The 16,904-nt window shown below is 75.5% G+C and carries 18 protein-coding genes and 1 tRNA gene; 8 read left to right on the forward strand and 11 right to left on the reverse strand.

Annotated elements, in window-relative coordinates; translation table 11 throughout:
* Positions 1-104: 104 nt before the first annotated feature.
* On the reverse strand, positions 105-401 hold the full coding sequence (locus tag AC3WT4_RS12610; RefSeq protein WP_009862228.1) for a GroES family chaperonin: 297 nt from the start codon (positions 399-401) through the stop codon (positions 105-107).
* Between the two features lie 157 nt (positions 402-558).
* Between AC3WT4_RS12610 and bcp the strand changes: the two genes are divergently transcribed.
* Both bcp and AC3WT4_RS12620 read left to right on the forward strand, forming a co-directional pair.
* The gene (gene bcp, locus AC3WT4_RS12615) at positions 559-1,035 is read left to right on the forward strand and encodes a thioredoxin-dependent thiol peroxidase (RefSeq protein WP_021482400.1); all 477 of its coding nucleotides are present in this window, start codon (positions 559-561) and stop codon (positions 1,033-1,035) included.
* A gap of 95 nt (positions 1,036-1,130) precedes the next feature.
* Positions 1,131-1,212 (forward strand) — tRNA-Leu (locus AC3WT4_RS12620).
* 253 nt (positions 1,213-1,465) lie between these two features.
* On the opposite strand, the gene trxA is transcribed toward AC3WT4_RS12620, so the two are convergent.
* Positions 1,466-1,849, reverse strand: coding sequence for a thioredoxin (trxA, locus tag AC3WT4_RS12625; protein ID WP_492315596.1), 384 nt, complete (start codon positions 1,847-1,849; stop codon positions 1,466-1,468).
* A gap of 113 nt (positions 1,850-1,962) precedes the next feature.
* Between trxA and AC3WT4_RS12630 the strand changes: the two genes are divergently transcribed.
* The 4 genes from AC3WT4_RS12630 (at position 1,963) to AC3WT4_RS12645 (ending at position 6,425) form a co-directional block, all read left to right on the forward strand.
* Positions 1,963-3,417 (forward strand): MFS transporter, encoded by a 1,455-nt coding sequence (locus AC3WT4_RS12630; protein ID WP_492315597.1) that lies wholly within the window; start codon positions 1,963-1,965, stop codon positions 3,415-3,417.
* The gene (locus tag AC3WT4_RS12635) at positions 3,383-5,011 is read left to right on the forward strand and encodes a pyridoxal phosphate-dependent decarboxylase family protein (protein WP_492315598.1); all 1,629 of its coding nucleotides are present in this window, start codon (positions 3,383-3,385) and stop codon (positions 5,009-5,011) included. The genes AC3WT4_RS12630 and AC3WT4_RS12635 overlap by 35 nt, the downstream gene beginning before the upstream one ends.
* An 83-nt stretch (positions 5,012-5,094) precedes the next feature.
* Positions 5,095-5,664 (forward strand): NUDIX hydrolase family protein, encoded by a 570-nt coding sequence (locus AC3WT4_RS12640; protein WP_043652560.1) that lies wholly within the window; start codon positions 5,095-5,097, stop codon positions 5,662-5,664.
* A 218-nt stretch (positions 5,665-5,882) separates the two neighbouring features.
* The gene (locus AC3WT4_RS12645) at positions 5,883-6,425 is read left to right on the forward strand and encodes a flavodoxin domain-containing protein (protein ID WP_074810667.1); all 543 of its coding nucleotides are present in this window, start codon (positions 5,883-5,885) and stop codon (positions 6,423-6,425) included.
* 65 nt (positions 6,426-6,490) lie between these two features.
* Here AC3WT4_RS12645 and AC3WT4_RS12650 read toward each other — a convergent pair whose 3' ends face one another.
* Positions 6,491-8,122 carry an ABC-F family ATP-binding cassette domain-containing protein gene (locus AC3WT4_RS12650; protein WP_108048783.1) on the reverse strand — a complete coding sequence of 544 codons (1,632 nt, stop codon included), beginning with the start codon at positions 8,120-8,122 and terminating at the stop codon, positions 6,491-6,493.
* A 110-nt stretch (positions 8,123-8,232) separates the two neighbouring features.
* On the opposite strand from AC3WT4_RS12650, the gene AC3WT4_RS12655 reads away from it, so the two are divergent.
* Complete coding sequence (locus AC3WT4_RS12655) at positions 8,233-8,682, forward strand: DUF3054 domain-containing protein (protein WP_492315599.1); 450 nt, start codon at positions 8,233-8,235, stop codon at positions 8,680-8,682.
* On the opposite strand, the gene rdgB is transcribed toward AC3WT4_RS12655, so the two are convergent.
* The 6 genes from rdgB to clpS form a co-directional block, all read right to left on the reverse strand.
* Entirely contained in the window at positions 8,671-9,357 is a 687-nt protein-coding gene (rdgB, locus tag AC3WT4_RS12660; protein ID WP_400109895.1) for an RdgB/HAM1 family non-canonical purine NTP pyrophosphatase, read from the reverse strand. The genes AC3WT4_RS12655 and rdgB overlap by 12 nt on opposite strands.
* Positions 9,354-10,124 carry a ribonuclease PH gene (gene rph, locus AC3WT4_RS12665; RefSeq protein WP_074810675.1) on the reverse strand — a complete coding sequence of 257 codons (771 nt, stop codon included), beginning with the start codon at positions 10,122-10,124 and terminating at the stop codon, positions 9,354-9,356. The genes rdgB and rph overlap by 4 nt, the downstream gene beginning before the upstream one ends.
* A 92-nt stretch (positions 10,125-10,216) precedes the next feature.
* Complete coding sequence (locus AC3WT4_RS12670; protein ID WP_074810678.1) at positions 10,217-11,047, reverse strand: MBL fold metallo-hydrolase; 831 nt, start codon at positions 11,045-11,047, stop codon at positions 10,217-10,219.
* Positions 11,047-11,850, reverse strand: a complete 804-nt coding sequence (murI, locus tag AC3WT4_RS12675) for a glutamate racemase (RefSeq protein ID WP_031316087.1) — start codon at positions 11,848-11,850, stop codon at positions 11,047-11,049. Before murI ends, AC3WT4_RS12670 begins: the two co-directional genes overlap by 1 nt.
* Positions 11,851-11,938: 88 nt before the next feature.
* Positions 11,939-12,622, reverse strand: coding sequence for a DUF2017 family protein (locus tag AC3WT4_RS12680; protein ID WP_492315600.1), 684 nt, complete (start codon positions 12,620-12,622; stop codon positions 11,939-11,941).
* Positions 12,619-12,906 (reverse strand): ATP-dependent Clp protease adapter ClpS, encoded by a 288-nt coding sequence (clpS, locus tag AC3WT4_RS12685; protein ID WP_257416928.1) that lies wholly within the window; start codon positions 12,904-12,906, stop codon positions 12,619-12,621. Before clpS ends, AC3WT4_RS12680 begins: the two co-directional genes overlap by 4 nt.
* 113 nt (positions 12,907-13,019) lie before the next feature.
* Between clpS and AC3WT4_RS12690 the strand changes: the two genes are divergently transcribed.
* Positions 13,020-14,450 carry a nicotinate phosphoribosyltransferase gene (locus tag AC3WT4_RS12690; RefSeq protein ID WP_108048703.1) on the forward strand — a complete coding sequence of 477 codons (1,431 nt, stop codon included), beginning with the start codon at positions 13,020-13,022 and terminating at the stop codon, positions 14,448-14,450.
* 85 nt (positions 14,451-14,535) lie between these two features.
* On the opposite strand, the gene AC3WT4_RS12695 is transcribed toward AC3WT4_RS12690, so the two are convergent.
* Positions 14,536-16,389, reverse strand: a complete 1,854-nt coding sequence (locus tag AC3WT4_RS12695; protein WP_492315601.1) for a DEAD/DEAH box helicase — start codon at positions 16,387-16,389, stop codon at positions 14,536-14,538.
* Positions 16,386-16,721: a DUF3039 domain-containing protein gene (locus AC3WT4_RS12700; protein ID WP_021482851.1), complete on the reverse strand. Its 336-nt coding sequence runs from the start codon at positions 16,719-16,721 to the stop codon at positions 16,386-16,388. The genes AC3WT4_RS12695 and AC3WT4_RS12700 overlap by 4 nt, the downstream gene beginning before the upstream one ends.
* Positions 16,722-16,904: the final 183 nt, after the last annotated feature.

Below are 16,904 nucleotides of genomic sequence, written 5' to 3' on the forward strand. Positions count from 1 at the left end.
CGAGAGAAAACACTAGCAGCCGCGGGCGCGCCGGGAAAATCCGTTCCGCCCGCCCTCGTGTGACGTCGGCGACACGGGCCGGCGGGCCCCCGGAGCGGCTCCGGCTACAGGTACAGCCCTGTCGGGCCGTCCTCCTCGACCTCCTGCGAGACGGCGTGCACGTCGCGCTCGCGCAGCAGCACGAGGTCCTTGCCGCCGAGCTCGACCTCGGCGCGCTCGTCCGGGTCGAACAGCACGCGGTCCCCCACCGCGACCTGTCGCACGTGCTCACCGGCCGCGACGACGACGGCCCACGCGAGCCGCTTCGGGCCCACGGCCGTCGCGGGGATGACGAGACCGGCCGAGCTCTGCCGCTCGCTCGCGTCGACCTCCGGGTCGACGAGCAGGCGGTCGTGCAGCATCCGGATCGGCAGGTCGCGGGCGACCGGCCGGGACGGCGACGGGCGGGACGAGGTGGTGGCGGGGGCGGACGTCGTCTTGCTCACAGCGCCAACGCTACCGGTGCCGCCCACCCTCACCTACGCTCGAACCACACCCTGGCCGGACCGAAGGAGATCCATGTCCACGCGCCTCACCGTCGGCGACACCGCTCCCGACTTCTCCCTGCCCGCCGCCGACGGCAGCACCGTCACGCTGTCCGACCTGCGCGGCAAGCACGTCGTCGTCTACTTCTACCCGGCGGCCGGCACGCCCGGCTGCACGACGGAGGCGTGCGACTTCCGCGACAACCTCGCCTCGCTCCAGGGCGCGGGCTACTCGGTCGTCGGCGTCTCCCCCGACCCGGTCGACAAGATCGCCGCGTTCGTCGAGGCCGAGCACCTGACCTTCCCGCTCGTGTCGGACGAGGACAGGTCCGTCCTCGAGGCGTACGGCGCGTGGGGCGAGAAGAAGCTCTACGGCAAGACGGTCGTGGGCGTCATCCGCTCGACGGTCGTCGTCGACCCGGAGGGCAAGGTCGAGCTCGCGCAGTACAACGTCAAGGCCACGGGCCACGTCGCGAAGCTCCGCCGCGACCTCGGCATCGACCCGAAGTAGCGCACCCGGGCGGCGCGGTCCTGGCCGGGTGCGCGTCGAGCGACGCGCACCCGGCCGCCGGGGCCGCGCCGCCCGCGCCGTAGACTGACCCCCGCGCGCGAGTGGCGTAACTGGCAGCCGCGCCAGGTTTAGGTCCTGGTGTCCTCGGACGTGCGGGTTCGAGTCCCGCCTCGCGCACCGTTCCCGTCCCGCCGGAGCCCTCGCCGGGACCGCGTGGCGGCACGCGCGGATTCACCCGCACCTCATCTGGACGACCGTCCAGTTCGGTGTCTACCGTTGGTGGCAGAGCCGGTGCCCGCACCACTTGCCCCCTGCCGGTACGGGCACCGGCTCCACACCCGCCACGCAGCGACTGCGCGCGAGACGGCCCCCGACACCACGACGGCCCGGCACCCTCCGAGGGTGCCGGGCCGTCGTCCTGCGTGCAGGCTCAGGCGTCCTGAGCCGGCGAGCCGTCGCTCGCCTCAGCGATCTGACTACGCACGTCCTCCATGTCGAGGCCCTTCACGGCGTCGACGACCTGCTTGAGCGCCGGGGCCGGGAGCGCGCCCGGCTGCGAGAACACGAGGATGCCCTCGCGGAACGCCATGAGCGTCGGGATCGAGGTGATGTTGGCGGCGGCGGCCAGGCCGCGCTCGGCCTCCGTGTCGATCTTGCCGTGCACGACGTCCGGGTTCTCCTCCGAGGACGCCTCGAAGACCGGCGCGAACATCTTGCACGGTCCGCACCAGTCGGCCCAGAAGTCGACCAGGACGATGTCGTTCTCCTTGATCGTCTGCTCGAACGTGGACTCGGTGAGCGTCTGCGTGGCCATGGATGTTCCTCCTGGGGCTGTAGGGGTCTGCTTCGTAGAGCGCACACCCTGTCCTGAGTATTCCCCGCGCACGACCGCGCAGGCCCGGCCCGCGCACCCTCTACGCTGCCCCTGTGACGCACGCCACCTCCACCCACCGGCTCTCGCGTGCCACGGTCGCGGGCTACGCCGCCGGGTCCGTCGGCACCGGCGGGTTCGGCACCCTGCCCGGCCTGGTCCTGCTGGTCTACCTCACCGACGCGCTCGCCGTCCCCGCCGCGGTCGCCGGCCTCATCGTCACGGGCGCCAAGGTGTGGGACGTCGTCGTCGACCCGTTCATCGGCTACGGGTCCGACCGAGACCTGGCTCGCACCGGCTCGCGCCGTCGCTTCATGACGCTGGGCGCCCTCACGCTGCCCGTGCTCTTCGCGCTGACGTTCGCGGTCCCGGCGGCCGCGGGGCCGACCGCCGCCGCGATCTGGGTGCTCGTCGCGTTCCTGCTCGCCGCGACGGCGTTCTCGCTCTTCCAGGTCCCGTACATCTCGCTCCCCGCGGAGCTCGACCCCACGTACGACGGCCGCACCCGCCTCCTCGCGTGGCGCGTCGCGACGCTCGCGTTCGCGATCCTCCTGTTCGGGGCGGGCGGACCGGCGCTGCGCGGGGGCGGGGACTCCACGACGGGGTACCTGGTCATGGGCATCGTGTCGGGCGTCGTCATCGGGGCCGGGATGCTCGTGGCGGCACGCGTCGCGCCCCGCGGCCGGGGCACGCCCGCTCCCCCGGCCGACGCACCCGCGGCGCCCGCCGGCGCCGTCGCGGGGACGACGGCGCCCTCCTCCGCCACGCGCGCGTGGACCCTCGCCGTGCGCGAGGCGGTCGACGCGCTGCGCCGCTCGCGCCCGTTCCGCACGCTGCTCGCCGCGTTCGTGCTCCAGGCCGTCGCGACGGGGCTCATGCTCGCCGGGGCGGCGTACGTCGCGCGGTACGTGCTGCGCGACGAGGCGGCCGTCAGCTACCTCTTCGCCGCGCTCGTCGCGCCCGCACTGCTCTGCATGCCGCTGTGGACGCGGCTCGCGCGGCGCGACGGCAAGGAGCGCGGGTTCGTCGTCGCGACCGTGCTCTTCGCGGTCGCCGCGCTCGGGATGGTCCCGCTCGTGTGGGCACCGGGCGCATGGGTCTACCTCCCGACGGCGCTCGCCGGCGTCGCGTACGCGGGCATGCAGGCGCTGCCGCTCGCGATGCTCCCCGACGCCATCGCGCACGACGCACGGACGCACGGCGAGGGCCGCGGCGGAGCCTTCAGCGGCGTGTGGACGGCGGGCGAGACGACGGGCATGGCGCTCGGCGCCGCGGTGCTCTCGCTCGTCCTGGGCGTCACCGGGTACGTGTCCACGCGGGCGGGCGAGACGGTCGGCCAGCCCGCCGCCGCGGTGGACGGGATCGCGCTCTCCTTCTCGGTCGTGCCCGCCGCGCTCGTCCTGCTGAGCCTCGTCCCGCTCGTGCGCTACGGTCTGCGCAGGGGGGACATCGACGACACAGCACCGGAGCTGCCGCGTGACCACTCCCCGACCGACCGAGCCCGTGACTGACGCGGGAGCGAGCGCCCCCGGCGCCCTGCCGCGGCCCGCGGACGACGTGCCGCTGCGCACCGACGGGATCCTCGACCGGCTCGCCGCGCTCCGGGCCGCCGACGCCCCGACGCACGGCGGACGCGTGCTGTCCTACGTCTACGACCCCGGTCTCGCCGAGCTCGACGAGCTCGCCGCCGCCGCCGCGCGGGCCGTCCAGCCGGTCAACGGTCTCGACCCCACGACGTTCACGTCGGTGGCCGTCATGGAGAGCGAGCTCCTCGGGTTCGCGCGCACGATGCTGCACGGACCCGCCGACGGGCCCGACGCCGTCGTGGGCTCGGTGACGTCCGGCGGGACGGAGAGCTGCCTGCTCGCGGTGAAGATCGCGCGCGACGCGTTCCGCGCGCAGCACCCGGGCGCGCGTCCACGCGTCGTGGCCCCCGTGAGCGTGCACGCCGCGTTCCGCAAGGCCGCGCAGCACCTCGACGTGGACCTCACGCTCGTCCCCGTCGACCCGGCGACGGGGACGCCCGCCGCCACCGACCTCGTCGCGGCGCTCGACGCCGACGACGTCGCGCTCGTCGTGGTGTCCGCGCCGTCCTACCCGCACGGCGTCGTCGACCCGGTCGCCGAGGTGGCCTCCGCCGCGGCCGCGCGCGGCGTGCCGGTGCACGTGGACGCGTGCGTCGGCGGCTGGGTGCTGCCGTTCTGGGCCGCGGCCGGGGGCGAGGACGTGCCGCCGTTCGACTTCTCCGTGCCGGGCGTGACGAGCATCTCCGCGGACGTGCACAAGTACGGCTACGCACCCAAGGGCGCGTCCGTCCTGCTCGTGCGCGGGCGCGACCGCCAGCGCCTCCAGTTCTTCGCGACCACGGGCTGGCCGGGGTACCCGGTCGTCAACCCCACCCTCTCCGGCTCCCGCTCGGCCGCGCCCCTCGCCGCGGCGTGGGCCGTGAGCCAGGCGCTCGGCACCGCCGGGTACACGGCCCTCACCGCGCGGTGCGTGCGCGCGACGCACGCCCTGCGCGCGGCCGTGGACGCGATCGACGGGCTCCGCGTCGTCGGGCGCCCCACCGGCCCGCTCGTCGCCGTGGCGACCGACGAGTCCGTGCCGTCCGAGCGGCGCGTCGACCCGCACCTGTGGGCCGACGCCGTCCGGTCCCTCGGGTGGGTGCTCCAGCCCCAGCCCGGGCTCGTCCAGGACGACGGCACGCGCCTGCCGCACACGACCCACCTCACGGTCACCCCCGTCACCGAGGCCGGCCTCGACGACCTCGTCGCGGCGCTCGGCGCAGGCGCCGACGCCGTCCGCGGCGCGGGGCGCCCCGACGTGGGCGGCGTGCTCGGCGCGCTCGCCGGTGCGCTCGCTCCCGACGGTGACGCCGCGCCCACCGCCGACGACGTGTGGGGGGCGCTCGCCGGGGTGCTCGCCGGAGGCGGCCGCACCGCGGAGGGCGACGACGACGTGCAGCGCGGCTCCGTGCTGCCCGACCGCCTCGCCCCGCTCATGGCCCTCATGGAGGTGCTGCCCGGTCCGGTCGCGGAGCGGGCGCTCGTGGAGATCGTGGCGCGCGTCTCCGAGCCGCACGCGGAGACGCCCGGCACATCGTGACGGCACAGCGTGACGGCTGCGCGCCGTGGTGCCGCGCGCGGGGCGGACTCGCCCCGCCGCACCGCTCGGGGTAGAACAGTCGCGTGACCGAAACCGCCGACTTCCCGCCCGACGACTTCTCCCACGAGAACCCGCGCCCCGCGGGCTGGCTCAGCCCGGAGGAGATCGCGGTGGCGCGCGCCCAGCTCCCGCTCGTCTACGTGGACGCCGTCCCGGTCCGGGTCGACGACTCGGGCGACGTGGTCGCGGTCGGTCTCCTGCTGCGCGTGACGCCCGAGGGCATGATGACGCGGGCCCTCGTCTCCGGCCGGGTCATGTTCCACGAGCGCATCCGCGACGCGCTGCTGCGGCACATCGAGAAGGACCTCGGCCCGGTCGCGCTGCCCCAGGTGCCCGCCTCGCCGCAGCCCTTCACGGTCGCGGAGTACTTCCCGACGCCGGGCATCACGTCGTACCACGACCCGCGCCAGCACGCGGTGTCGCTCGCGTACGTCGTGCCGGTGACGGGCGACTGCCGGCCGCAGCAGAACGCCCTCGAGCTCGCGTGGCTCACGCCCGAGCAGGCGTGCAGCGACGAGGTCCAGCTCGAGATGCGCGGCGGCCAGGGGGTGCTGCTGCGCCAGGCGATGGCGTACGTCGGCCGCCTGCCGTGACCGACGCGGCGCGCCACGTGCCCGCCGACGGCGGGCTCGTGCGCGGCGTCGGCCCCCTGCGCCTCGCGACCTGACGCGACAGCAGCGGGGCGGACGCGCGGGACCAACGACCCGCGCGCTCCGTCCGCCCGACCCTGGGCCTCGCGCTCCCCGCCCCCGAGGCTGGAGGGAGGGGACCCGTCCGGCCGGGACGGGCGGTCGACGGAGGGATGTGCGCCATGGACGCCGCAGTGGTCTACGAGTCGATGTACGGCAACAGCGAACGCGTCGCACAGGCGATCGCGGAGGGCCTGTGCGAGACGGTCCGCGTCGAGGTCGTGGACGTGACCGAGCCGGCCGCCGCGCCGGACGCTCTGCGTCACGTCCAGCTGGTGGTCGCCGGGGGCCCGACCCACGCGCTCGGCATGACGCGGCCCGCGACCCGCGCCGAGGCGGTGCAGCGCGCGACGGGACCGGTCTCCGACCGCACGACCGGACTGCGCGAGTGGGTGGAGTCCCTCCCGCCCCAGGACGAGGAACGGCTCGCCGCGACCTTCGACACGCGCGCGACCAAGGTCCGGTCGCTCCCGGGCTCCGCGGCCCGCGGCGCCGCCCGGGCCATGCGTCGCGCGGGGTTCCGCCTCGTCGTGCCGTCGGCGTCGTTCTACGTCGGCGACGTCGAGGGCCCCCTGGACGACGGCGAGCTCGACCGGGCGCGCGCGTGGGGTCGCGCGCTGGGCAAGGTGCTCGTCCCGGCGGAGAGCCCGGCCGAGGGCCGCTGACCAGCCGGTCCCGCCCGCACCCTGGCCGCGACGCCCCGGCCGGTCCGGCGCCGAGGACCCGGCGGTCAGCCGAGCTCGAGCCGGGGCCAGTCGTCGAGGTCCTCGCGCATGCGGCGGTCGTGCGTCGCCACGACGACCGCCGCGGGGGTGACGCGCAGCGCCTGGGTGAGCTCGTCGACGAGGTCGATCGACAGGTGGTTGGTCGGCTCGTCGAGGACGAGCACGTGCGGCGCCGCGAGGAGCGCGCGGGCGAGGTCGAACCGGCGGCGCTGCCCCGCGGAGAGCTCGCGCAGCGGGCGTTCCAGGTCCTCCTCCGTGAGCAGGCCGAGGAACGCGACGGGGACGAGATGGTCCGGGTCCAGGCGACCGGCGTCGAGCAGGTCGAGCGCCTCGCGCGCGTACTCGTCGAACCCGGTGCGGTCCTCCGCCTCCGGGGGCAGCGCCGGGCCCTCCTGCGCGACGACGCCCAGCCGCGCGCCGTCGACCACGGACCGCGTGCCGCGGTCGAGAGGCACCAGGCCCGCGAGCGCGGCGAGGAACGTCGACTTGCCGCTGCCGTTCGGCCCGGTCACGAGGAGGCGTCCCGAGGGCGGGAGCGCGACCCGGGTCCCGGGCAGGTCGAGGCGCGCGCCGCCGTCGGGCCCGACGCGCGGGCTGCGCAGCTCGAGCACCGGGTCGCCCGGCTCCCAGCCGGGCGACATCGCGGGGAGCTCGGGGAACACGAGCTGGAGCGGCGGGACGGGCACCTCGACGGCCTCGGCCTCGAGCTGCTGGAGGCGCCGGTCCGCCGCCTTGACGTGGATCCGGGCGCGCGTCGCGCGGCGGTGCTTCTGGCTGCCCTTGGGCGGGCGCCACTCGTCGGACAGCCCCTCGTACGACGCGTCGAGCACCGCCGCGAGCTTCTCCGCGCGCTTCTGCTCCGCCCGGAACCGCTGCCGCCACCGGTGCAGCGCCTGGTTCTTCGCGAACCGGTAGGAGAGGTACCCCGGCTGCCCGTAGAGCACCGGCTTCCCGTCCATCGCCGGGTCGAGGTCGAGGATCTCGGTCGCGACGTCGTCGAGCAGCTGCCGGTCGTGCGTGACCATCACCACCCCGCCGCGCCACGCGACGAGCTCGCCGGTGAGGAAGTCGATCCCGCCGGTGTCGAGGTGGTTGGTCGGCTCGTCGAGGAGGAGCAGGTCGGCGCGCTCGGCGAGCCGGCACGCGAGCCGCACGCGGTAGCGCTCGCCGACGGACAGGGTCGCGAGCTCCCGGTCCCGGTCGCGGCACGCGCCGAGGCGCGAGAGCGCGACGTCGACCCGGCGGTCCGCGTCCCACACGGCGAGGTGCTCGGCGCGGGCGAGGATCTCCGTGAGCTCGGCGAGGTCGCCCGCCTCGTGGTCGAAGTCGCGGGCCGCCGCCTCGAGCTCGGCGGCGACCGCCCGCAGCCCGCTCAGCGTCGCGGCGACGAGCGTGCCGACCGTCTGGCCCGGCGCGATGGCGAGCTCCTGCTCGACGAGCGCGAGCGAGCCCGCGCGGCGCACCTCCCCGCGGCCGGGTGCGAGGTCCCCGGAGAGCACGTGCAGGAGCGTCGACTTGCCCGTGCCGTTCTCCCCCACGACCCCGAGCCGCGTCCCCGCGGCGACGCGCAGCCCGACCCCGTCGAGGACGGGACGTCCGGGGTAGGCGAAGGCGAGGTCGTCGGCGGCGAGGTGCACGGAGACCACCCTATGTTCCAGGAGATCGACCCCTCGCGTCCTGGGACCCGTCTCCTGGGGCCGCTCCCGGCCGTGCGGGGCGGTCTCGCGGGCGGGGTACCGTCGGGAGCATGACCGACCTCGCGCCCTCCGGACCGCGCCCTCGTCGCCCCGGGCTCGTCGTGCTCGCCGCGCTCGCCGACGTCGCGTGCGTCCTCGCGCTCGCGACCGGCGGCCTCGCGACGCACTCCGCCGACGAGGGCCTGGCCCGGCTGCTCGTCGTGGCGTGGCCGTTCGCCGCGGGCACCGCGCTGGGCTGGCTCGTCACGCGCGCGTGCCGTCGACCATGGGCCCTGTGGCCGACGGGCGTGGTCGTCTGGGGCTGCACGTGGGCGCTGGGCGTCCTGCTCCGCGTGCTCACCGACCAGGGCGTGGCCCCGGCCTTCCAGCTCGTGTCGTTCGGGTTCCTCGCCGTGACGATGCTCGGCTGGCGCGGCGTGGTCGCGCTCGTCGGCGTCCTGCGGCCGGGCGACCGGCGACGCCGCGAGCGCGAGCTCGCCGGCCGCCCCCTACCGCGCTGAGAGCGCCGCGACGACGTCCGGTGCGAGAGCGCGGAACGCCTTGCCCCGGTGGCTGATCGCGTTCTTCTCCGCCGGGCTCAGCTCGGCGGCGGAGCGGTCCGCCCCCGCCTCCGGCTGCTCGTCCGGCAGGAGGATCGGGTCGTAGCCGAACCCGTTCGCGCCGCGCGGCGCCGTGAGCAGGGTCCCGCGCATCTCCCCCGTGCGCACGACCTCCGTGCCGTCGGGCGTCACGAGCGCCGCGGCGCACACGAACCCGGCCGCGCGGTGCTCGGCACGCACGTCGCCGAGCTGCGCGAGCAGCAGCTCGAGGTTCGCGACGTCGTCGCCGTGCCGCCCGGCCCAGCGGGCGGAGAAGATGCCCGGCGCGCCGCCCAGCACGTCGACGGCGAGACCGGAGTCGTCCGCGACGGCCGGCAGCCCGGTGGCCGCGACCAGGGCGCGCGCCTTGATGAGCGCGTTCTCGGCGAACGTCACGCCGTCCTCGACCGGCTCGGGCGCGCCGACGTCGCCCGCCCCGACGATCGCCCCGGGCGCGAGCTCGAGGACCGGGTGCGCGGCGAGCTCCGCCGCGAGGATCGCGCGCAGCTCGGCGATCTTCCCCGGGTTGTGCGTCGCGAGGACGAGGCGCGCGCCGTCGGGCACGACGACGCCCGTCGCCCCGGGTGCGCCGCTCACCGCGCGTCCGCCGCGAGCGCCGCGCGCTGGATCGCGGTGAGGTCGGCGGTACCGGCCACCGCGAGGTCGAGCAGCGCGTCGAGCTCGGCACGGTCGAACGGGGCGTGCTCCGCGGTGCCCTGCACCTCGACGAACGTCCCGGACCCCGTGACGACGACGTTCATGTCCGTCTCGGCGCGGACGTCCTCGACGTACGGGAGGTCGAGCATGGGCGTGCCGTCGATGATCCCGACGCTCACGGCCGCGACGGAGTCGGTCAGCACGGGCTTGCCGCCCTTGATGTGGCCGTGCCGCTGGCCCCACGCGACGGCGTCGGCGAGCGCGACGTAGGCGCCGGTGATCGCGGCGGTGCGCGTGCCGCCGTCGGCCTGGAGGACGTCGCAGTCCAGGACGATCGTGTTCTCGCCGAGCGCGGAGACGTCGATGATGGCGCGCAGGGACCGGCCGATGAGGCGGGAGATCTCGTGCGTGCGGCCGCCGATCTTGCCCTTCACCGACTCGCGCTGGCTGCGCTCGTTCGTCGCGCGCGGGAGCATCGCGTACTCGGCGGTGACCCAGCCCTCGCCCGACCCCTTGCGCCAGCGCGGCACCCCCTCCGTGAACGACGCCGCGCACAGCACGCGCGTGCGGCCGAACTCGACGAGCACGCTGCCCTCGGCCTGGTCGAGCCAGTGGCGGGTGATGGTCACGGGGCGGAGCTGGTCGGGCGTGCGGCCGTCGGCGCGGAGGGGCGCGGCCGTGCCCGTGGACGAGGAGGGGGTGGTCATGCCGCCACCCTACCGACCCCCGGCCCACCGCTGAGTGCGGTGAACAGTCGCGACTTCCGGGGCCGACGGCGACTGTTCCCCGCACTCAGCGGTCAGAGGTCGAAGACCGCGCCCGTCGTCGCGACGTCGACCGGGCCGTCGTACGTCTCGCGCGCCTCGGCGCGCGAGCGCTCGGGGTCGTTCCACGCGGGCAGGTGCGTGAGCACGAGCCGGCGCGCGCCCGCCGCCGTCGCGACCTCGCCCGCGCGCCGCCCCGTGAGGTGGATGCCCCGCTCGACGCCGTCGTCACGGCCCTCGTGGAACGCCGCCTCCGACAGCAGCAGGTCCGCGTCGCGCGCGAGCTCGACCACGCCGTCGCACGCGTCCGTGTCCCCCGTGTACGCGAGGACGGCGCGCTCCCCCGGGCGCAGCGTCGACGGCCCGGTGACGCGCACCCCGTACGCCTCGACCGGGTGGAACACGCGGTACGGCTCGAGGACGAGCGGGCCCACCCGGACCGGCGCGCCCGGCTCCCACGTGCGCACGTCGAGCTCCTCCGTCACGCCGTCGCCCGGCTCCGCGCCGTACGCCGCCTCGATGCGGGCGGCCGTGCCCGCCGGGCCCAGCACGGTGAGCCGGCTCGGCACGCCCGTGCGGGTCGAGCCGCGCACCGGGTGGTAGCGCAGGTAGACGTACAGGCCGCACACGTCGACGAAGTGGTCCGGGTGCAGGTGGGACAGGCCGACGGCGTCGAGGTCGAGCGGGTCGACGAACCGCTGGAGCGCGCCCAGCGACCCGTTGCCCAGGTCCAGCACGACGTTCCAGTCGCGCGCCTCGAAGCCTGCGGCCGCGGCCTCCGCGGCGGGGACCTGGACGAGGTACGACGACGCGGGCGACGCCGGGCCGGCGAACGACCCGGAGCACCCGACCGTGACGAGACGCATCAGGCCGCCTCCACGCTCAGCACCTCGGGACCGAGGAAGCGGCGCGCGAGGTGCTCGAACGGCTCCGCGCTCCCCGTCGCGAGGAACCGGTGCCGCGGCGGCCCCGCGTCCCGCGAGCGCTCGAGGTCGTGCGCGACGAGCGTGCGGTACACGTCCTTCGCCGTCTCCTCCGCGCTCGACACGAGCGTGACCTCGTCGCCCATCACGTAGGAGATGGCACCCGTCAGCAGCGGGTAGTGCGTGCACCCGAGCACGAGCGTGTCCACGCCCGCGGCCTTCACCGGGTCCAGGTAGCGGTGCGCGACCTCCAGCACCTCGGGGCCCGACGTCACGCCCTGCTCGACCAGCGGCACGAACTCGGGGCACGCCTGGGTCGTCAGCGTCAGGCCGGGGGTCACGGCGAACGCGTCCTCGTACGAGCGCGACGTGATCGTGGCCCGCGTCCCGATGACGCCGATGCGGCCCGACCGCGTCGCGGCCACGGCGCGGCGCGCCGCCGGGAGGATCACCTCGACGACCGGGAGCCCGTGGCGCTGCGTGTACCGCTCGCGCGCGTCGCGCAGCACCGCGGACGAGGCGGAGTTGCACGCGATGACGAGCATCTTCACGCCGTCGTCGACGAGCTGGTCCATGATCGCCAGCGCCATCGCCCGGACCGCGGCGAGCGGCTTCGGCCCGTACGGGCTGTTCGCGGTGTCCCCGATGTAGAGGAGGGCCTCGTTGGGGAGCTGGTCGAGGATCGAGCGAGCCACGGTCAGGCCACCCACGCCCGAGTCGAAGATCCCGATGGGAGCGTCGTTCACCCGGCCGAGCCTACTGTCGCCGTCCCGCGCGAGGCGCCCCGAACCACGCGTACGTGGCTGTGGCAGCGCCCACAGGCCCCGGGCACGCTCAGTCCCGCGGCTCGGGGCGCGGTCCGCCGCGCCCCGCCCGCAGGTCCGCGAGCATGCCGTCGACGAGCGACTCCTGGAGCAGCCCCGTGAGGAGGAACACGCTCACGAGGAAGCGGCGCGGCGCACCGCCCACCTCGCCGTCGTCGGGGCCGTCGTCGCCCTCGCGGTCCAGCTCGTCGTAGAGGCCCTCCACCTGCTCGTCCGTGCGCAGCCCCAGGCGCTCGGCCAGGACGAGGCGCACGTCGGTCAGCGCGCCCGCGACGTCCTCCGCCTCGTCGCGCCCCACGACGAACGGCGCCGCCTCGGCCGGCTCGGAGTCCACGAGCATCCGGCCGAGCAGCACCAGCCGCCCCACCTTGCGCGCCGCCAGGTCGTCCTGCGTGAAGCGTCGGAACTCGTGCGCCACCTCGACGTCGTCCGACGCGTCCGGGAGCAGGCGGCGCACGGCCGGGTCCGGCGGCGGCGTCGCCTCCGCCCCGCCGCCGCCGGGCGTCGGGCCGGTCCAGCCCGGGGGCGACCACGCGTCGTCGGGCACCGCACGGCCCGGTGCGTCCGACGCCCGCCCGGGGACGCCCTCCTGGAGCATCTGCGCGACGTCGCCCGCGAGCTGGGCCAGCACGATCCGCTCCGACGGCTCGAGCTCGGCGACGTACCCGTGCGCCTCCGCGCGGAACGGCCTCACTGCTCGCCGTCCTTCTGGAGCGTCGCCCACAGCCCGAACGAGTGCATCGCCTGCACGTCGACCTCCATGCGCTCGCGGTCGCCCGTCGACACGACGGCCCGACCCTCCCGGTGCACCTGCATCATCAGCTCGTGGGCGCGCGCGGTCGAGTACCCGAAGTACGACTCGAACACGTACGCGACGTAGCTCATGAGGTTGACCGGGTCGTTCCACACGAGCGTGACCCACGGGCTGTCGATCCGGGTCTCCTCCTCGGTGCGGACCGCCTCCTCGGGCACGGTCAGGGACGCCCGCGCGACCGCGGGACGGGTGAAGATCGGGTGGGGTCTCACGTGACCACTGTATTCGCGGGCCTGTCGGCACCCACCGCGGCGGTCGCTGCCCTACGGTATTCCGCATGAGCCTCGCCGACCCGGGCAGCGTCGCCCTCCCCGCGACCGACAGCGCTGCCCCCTCCGCCTCGCCGACGCACCGGTCGACGTACCAGCCGGCGTACCAGCCGGCCGCGTCGACGGCGCTCCTCACCGACCGCTACGAGCTGACGATGCTCCAGGCCGCGCTCGCCGACGGCACCGCGGGTCGGCACTGCCTGTTCGAGGTCTTCACGCGCCGCCTCCCGCCCGGTCGGCGGTACGGCGTCCTCGCCGGGACCGGACGGGTGCTCGAGGCGCTGTCGGCGTTCCGGTTCTCCGCGCAGGAGCTCGACTGGCTCCACGCGCAGTCCGTCGTCGACGACCGCACCCTCGAGTTCCTCGCCGGGTACCGCTTCACCGGCACGATCACCGGGTACCCCGAGGGCGAGGTCTTCTTCCCCCAGTCGCCCGTCATGACCGTCGAGGGCACGTTCGCCGAGGCGGTGCTGCTCGAGACCCTCGTGCTGTCGATCCTCAACTACGACTCGGCCGTCGCGTCCGCCGCGTCCCGCATGACGAGCGCCGCCGTCGAGCGCCCGTGCCTCGAGATGGGCGCGCGGCGCGCGCACGAGCAGGCGGCCGTCGCCGCGGCGCGGGCCGCCGTCGTCGGCGGGTTCGCCGGGACGTCGAACCTCGAGGCGGGCCGCCGGTACGGCCTCGACACCATCGGCACCGCCGCGCACGCCTTCACGCTCCTGCACGACGACGAGGAGTCCGCCTTCGCCTCGCAGGTCGCCTCCCTCGGCCCCGGCACCACGCTGCTCGTCGACACCTACGACGTGCGCCGCGGCGTCGAGAACGCCGTCAAGGCGGCCGGTGGCCGGCTCGGCGCCGTCCGGCTCGACTCCGGGGACCTCGGCGTCCTCGCCGTCGAGGTGCGCCGCCAGCTCGACGCCCTCGGCGCGCACGACACGAAGATCACCGTGACCTCCGACCTCGACGAGTACGCGATCGCGTCGCTCGCCGCCGCACCCGTCGACTCCTACGGCGTCGGCACGTCCCTGGTCACCGGCTCCGGCGCCCCCACGTGCGGCATGGTCTACAAGCTCGTCGCCCGGGCCGACTCCACCGGCGTGCTCCAGCCCGTCGCCAAGGCGTCCACCGCCAAGACGAGCACCGGCGGCCGCAAGTGCGCCGCACGCCGCTACGACGCCGACGGGCGCGCGGTCGAGGAGGTCGTCGTCTCCGGCGACGACCTCGCCGTCCAGGAGTGGGAGCCCGACGACGTCGACCTGCGCCGGCTCCAGGTGCCGCTCGTCGTGGACGGTGCCGTCGACTCGCGCTGGGTCGGGTCGTACGGCGTCGAGAACGCCGCGCACCGCCACCGCGAGGCCCGCGCCGAGCTGCCCCGTGGCGCGCGCCGGCTCTCCGCCGGCGACCCGGCGATCCCGACGGTCCTGCACACCCTCACCTGACGCGACCGAGGAGCGGCGCCCGGCCCCGCCGGGTGCCGGTCCTCGACGTCGGCCACGCCACCCGGCACCGCCGGGCGACGTGCGGCTACCGCTTGCCGACGAACCAGCCGCGCACCGTCGCGACGCGGGCATCGAGCTGCTCGACCGTCGCGAGCGGGACCTCGGGACCTCCGCAGCGGCGCCGGAGCTCGGTGTGCACCGACCCGTGCGGCTGCCCGCTGCGGCGTGACCACGCCGAGACGAGCTGCTGGAGCTCCTTGCGGAGCTCCGCGGCGCGCCGGTGGTCCATCTCCGCGCGCTCGCGCTCCGCGGACTGCGTGGTGCGGGAGCGCGCGCTCATCTGGTCGGCCTGCCGCTGGCGCAGGAGGGTCGTGACCTGGTCCGCGTCGAGCAGACCGGGCAGCCCGAGGAAGTCGAGCTCCTCGTCCGAGCCGACGTCCGCGCCCGTGCCGAACTCGCCGCCGTCGAACAGCACGCGGTCGAACGACGCCTGCGCCTCGAGCGCCTCGAACGAGCCCTGGACGAGCTCCCCCGACGCCTTGTCCTCGCGGTTCGCCTCGGCGAGCAGGGCGTCCTCGGGGTTGAACCCCTCGCCCTGCTCCTCCGCGGTGAGCGGTCGGTCCAGCGCGTGGTCGCGCTCGAGCTCGAGCCCGTTCGCGAGCTCGAGCAGGTGCGGCACGCTCGGCAGGAACACCGATGCCGTCTCGCCGCGCTTGCGGGCACGCACGAACCGCCCGACGGCCTGCGCGAAGAACAGCGGCGTCGCGGTGGAGGTCGCGTACACGCCGACGGCGAGCCGCGGGACGTCGACGCCCTCCGACACCATGCGGACGGCGACCATCCAGCGCGCGTCTCCGTCGGAGAACTCCTCGATGCGGCTGCTCGCGCCGTCGTCGTCGGACAGGACGACCGTCGGCGACTTCCCGGTGATGCGCGCGAGGTGGCCCGCGTACGCGCGCGCGTCCGTCTGGTCGGTCGCGATGACGAGACCGCCCGCGTCGGGGATCGCCCTCCGGACCTCGGTCAGCCGCTTGTCCGCCGCCGCGAGGACCGACGGGATCCACTCGCCGTTCGGGTCCAGCGCGGTGCGCCACGCCTGCCCCGTCATGTCCTTGGTGAGCGCCTCGCCGAGACGGGCGCTCACCTCGTCGCCGGCCTTGGTGCGCCACCGCATGTTGCCCGAGTAGGAGAGGAACAGCACCGGACGCACGACGTGGTCGCGCAGCGCGTCGCCGTACCCGTACGTGTAGTCGGCGCGCGACCGCCGGATGCCGTCGGGGCCGCGCTCGTACTCGACGAACGGGATGGCCGCGGTGTCCGAGCGGAAGGGCGTGCCCGTGAGCGCCAGGCGCCGGGTCGCGTCCTCGAACGCCTCGCGCACCGCCTCGCCCCACGACAGCGCGTCGCCGCCGTGGTGCACCTCGTCGAGGATGACGAGCGTGCGGTCGGCCGTGGTGCGCGCCGCGTGCAGCGCCGGCTTCGCGGCGATCTGCGCGTACGTGAGCGCGACGCCGTCGTAGTGCGCGCCGTGCCGGCCCTGGCTGTTGCGGAAGTTCGGGTCGATCCGGATGCCGACGCGCGACGCGGCGTCGGCCCACTGGTGCTTGAGGTGCTCGGTCGGGGCGACGACGGTCACGCGCCGCACCACGCCCTGCTCCAGGAGCTCGGTCGCGACGCGCAGCGCGAACGTCGTCTTGCCCGCGCCGGGCGTCGCGACGGCGAGGAAGTCGCGCGGCGAGCGCGCACGGTACAGCTCGAGCGCCTCGGCCTGCCAGGCGCGCAGCTTGGACGCCGAGCCCCACGGGGCGCGCCGCGGGAACGCGGGCGAGAGGTGCGACGCCGCCGCGGACGACGGGCTCTGGGGCGCCGGCGGCGAGGTCCTGCTACGGGAGTCGGGGGCGGAGTGACCGGTGGACGTCGTGTGGTGCTCCGCGCTCACTTGCCGGAGTCACCCTCGCCGTCCTGCGGGTCTCGCAGTCCCTCGTAGATCTCCTTGCACGTGGGGCACACGGGGAACTTGTTCGGGTCACGGCCGGGCACCCAGACCTTGCCGCACAGCGCGATCACCGGCTTGCCGGAGAGCGCCGACTGCATGATCTTCTCCTTGCGCACGTAGTGCGCGAAGCGTTCGTGGTCGCCGGGCTCGGTCTGCTCGCGCGTCTCCTCGCGCTCGAGCACCCCGGTCGACGTGCCGGTCGTCGGCTCGGTCGCAGGAGTCCGGAACGGGTCCTCGGGACCCCCGGGTGGCGTGCTCGCGCGGAGTTCGATCATGGAGGGAAGTCTACGTCGCGACGCCCACGCGTCGGGCGGCCGGCGTCGCGACAGCCCCGCGCGGCGCGCGACGGGAACGGCCCGGGCAGGGGACGACGAAGCCCGCCGACGCACGGTCCAGGGGCGTGGACCGCGCGCCGACGGGCGGCTCGGTGTCGCGGGAGCTCCCGCGAGGTGTCGTCG

This window comes from Cellulosimicrobium sp. EB106-03-01-XG111 (genome assembly GCF_058792115.1).